Raw genomic sequence first — 2,992 nt, forward strand, 5'->3', positions numbered from 1 at the left:
TAGATATGCTCTCCTCTGTTATTTTGGAAGTGTGTCTCGAAATAACGAGCATCTTCTGCATTACGCGGCTTAAAGGCCAGCACAATGTTACCTTCCTTAATTCCTGATTCGTACACTTCAGCGCGTTCTTCAGGTATACCGGCACCAATCAGGGCACCAATCAAACCGCCTGTTAAACCACCGGCACCGGCACCAGCTAAACCAGCTGCCAACGGACCAGCTACTATCAGGCCTAAACCTGGAATTGCTACTGATGTACCAATCGCTGCTACTGCACCCACAATGGCACCCAATGTACCACCGATAGCAGAACCAGCACCTGTACCTTCAAGAGACTTATTGCCAAGCTCTGTTGTGTGATCTTTAGAGTCATCATCAAAGTGGCGCTTACGTCCTTCATCAGACATAATCACGTTTATGTCATCTTTGTCGTATCCTCTTGCACGCAGTTCGTTATACGCACGTTCTGCGCTTTCTCTATCTCTAAACATGGCGGTCATCATTCCCGCTGTATCTGTGTTGTTTACCATAGCTTTTTCTTTATAGTTTTATTCTGGTCAAGTGTCCCCGGAAACTCTTTCCGGTATGTCTTTTTTAACGGCTTATACTCTTATATGGTTACGATACCTGCATTAACTGCTTGAAAACCGCTATTTTTTTGGTGGTAGTAGTACCTTATCGATTACATGTATCACTCCATTCGACGCCTCCACGTCTGAAATTAATACCATTGCGTTGCCTACTTTCAAGTTCTGGCCTTGTACATTTACTACTACTTCTTCTCCCTGTGCAGTCTGTAAAGCCAAGTTATCTGTCATCTCGTTAGAGGTAATTCTATTAGGTAAGACATGAGACTGAAGAATTCGTGTAAGTTCCATTTTATTACCAGGTTGTTTCAGAACCTGTAATGTACCTGCTGGCAAGGCTGCAAAAGCATCATTTGTAGGAGCAAATACGGTATAGGGGGCAGGACTCTCGAGTACTGCAAGCATATCGGCAGCTCTTATAAGCTCAAACATGGTAGATAGGTTTGGGTTCTGCTGTATCATAGCTGCGATATTCATATTGCGGCCCACCTGATTGTTGGCTGATATGTTACTGTTCGTCGGCTCTTCTGCTGACATATCAGTATCCCGGTCCATGGGAGCCTGTGCAGCGGGTTCTCCAGCCTCCTCATTAGTAGCGATAGACTCTTGCTGGGTTAAAGTTCCGCCTGTTGCGGCAGTACTGGTCATAGGTGTTTGTGTCTCAGAGCTAGCACAGCTCCAGAGCATTGCCCCAGTGATTAACGTGGCTATCAGTAGTGTGTATCTTTTCATAGTTGCAGGTGCTATGTTCTAATTTATTTTAGTTCGTGGGGGCTGAAGCATCACAGTTGGAGCGGCTTAACTTCAGTAGCGATCTATGGTTTCAGTTGGCTGGATTAAGCTATCAACAACATGTATAACGCCGTTTGAAGCAGCCACATCAGATTTTACGATAGAGGCTCCACCCACTGTAATATAAGAATCGTTTACACCGACATCAATTTGGACATGGTCTCCACCACCTGTCTCTATGCGCTGGCTGCTGTTAAATCCGCTTGATCTTACCTCTGTCGGCAGAACATGCACCTGGAGCAGTTTAATCAATTCTGCTTTACTCTCCGGTTTCATCAGCATGCTTAACTTATCTTGTGGCAGGGCGGCAAAAGCTGCGTTTGTAGGTGCAAACACCGTATAAGCATCTCCCTGCATCAGATTGCTACTCATACCGGCATGTTCTAGTAGCGTAACAAATGTGGTAAGATTAGGGTCCATTTTGGCTAAGGCTACGATGTCGTATTGTGCTGTATTTTCCACTGTAGAAAACATGTTGCTATAAGCTCTCTCATCTGTTACATCAGTAGCCGCATTATTCATCCTGTCTGCTCTTGTGGCTGCCTCATCAGTAGTGCCAGCCATTGTCTGTGTTTCACTGATGGTTGTTTCTTCAATAGCAGTTGAGTCAGTCATTTCTCCATTGGAGCTGGCACAGCTATATAGCCCGGTGCACAGTAGCATCAGTATAGCTAAAGGTGATGGGATAGTCTTTATCATAGTCTGTTTTCTTAACTGAATAAATTGAAAGTTGTGGTCTGTTTAATTATACGAGGTATAAAAAAGAAAAGAGCCCTTTTTTGGAAGGGCTCTCTCTCTATAAAAGTAATTTTATACTTAGTTTGTTATTCCTGTGTCTTCACGAGCATTTTGTGAAGGTATAATTACAGAATCAATAACATGTATAGTGCCATTTGATGCTTCTGTGTTACCTTTTACAATACGGGCACCACCTATTGTAATCATGCTATTAGCTGCAGCACCACTTGTTTCAATAGGAATATAAGTATCTTCTGTAAGTCTTATACGGGTGTTGCTCTCCAATTGTAAAGTAGATACATTAGATGGAATAACATGTGCCTGTAAAATAGCCATTAGCTGTGCCTTATTATCAGGCATCAACAGCATCTGTAGCTTTTCTTGAGGTAATTTTGCAAATGCTTCGTTTGTTGGCGCCAAGAGCGTGAGTTCTTCTACTCTTTGCAAATCATCAACTAGACCTGCTTGCTCTATAAGTGTAACAAAGGTTGATAGGTTAGGGCTTGTTCTTGCTAAAGACAGCACATCCTGCGACTCTGTATCACCAAGGCCTTCGAACATGTCGTTTACGTCTACTGAATTTTCCATCTGCAGCGTAGTAGACGAAATTGTACCCACAGGCATAACGGCTACAGCAGTTTCTTCAACAGTAAGTGTCTCGCCCTCTGACGCATCAGAGGCAGTACCTCCCATTGTTTGTGTTGAGCTCATAGACATGTCATCGTCCATGGCAGTTGCATTCATATTTTCATTTGAACTCGCGCAGCTAAACATCATCATAGATGTTGCGAGAGCCATTGGTATAATCATTCTCTTTTTCATAGCTTTCAGTTTTTTATAGTTGCTCAAATATAATATTGAGTAATACTTACAAG

General features: G+C 43.0%; 4 protein-coding genes. All 4 read right to left on the reverse strand.

Annotated features, from left to right (window positions below; all coding sequences use genetic code 11):
• A partial coding sequence (locus ACFQ2O_RS20935; protein WP_377532712.1) for a hypothetical protein occupies window positions 1-530 on the reverse strand: 530 nt, incomplete at its 3' end.
• A gap of 120 nt (window positions 531-650) precedes the next feature.
• On the reverse strand, window positions 651-1,319 hold the full coding sequence (locus tag ACFQ2O_RS20940) for a fasciclin domain-containing protein (RefSeq protein ID WP_377532714.1): 669 nt from the start codon (window positions 1,317-1,319) through the stop codon (window positions 651-653).
• A gap of 72 nt (window positions 1,320-1,391) precedes the next feature.
• A complete protein-coding gene (locus tag ACFQ2O_RS20945) occupies window positions 1,392-2,078 on the reverse strand; it encodes a fasciclin domain-containing protein (protein ID WP_377532716.1) in 687 nt (228 codons plus the stop codon).
• A 117-nt stretch (window positions 2,079-2,195) separates the two neighbouring features.
• Window positions 2,196-2,992, reverse strand: a 797-nt coding sequence (locus tag ACFQ2O_RS20950; RefSeq protein ID WP_377532718.1) for a fasciclin domain-containing protein, incomplete at its 5' end; no start/stop codon positions are given.

This window comes from Pontibacter rugosus (assembly GCF_042678745.1).
Taxonomy (GTDB): domain Bacteria; phylum Bacteroidota; class Bacteroidia; order Cytophagales; family Hymenobacteraceae; genus Pontibacter; species Pontibacter rugosus.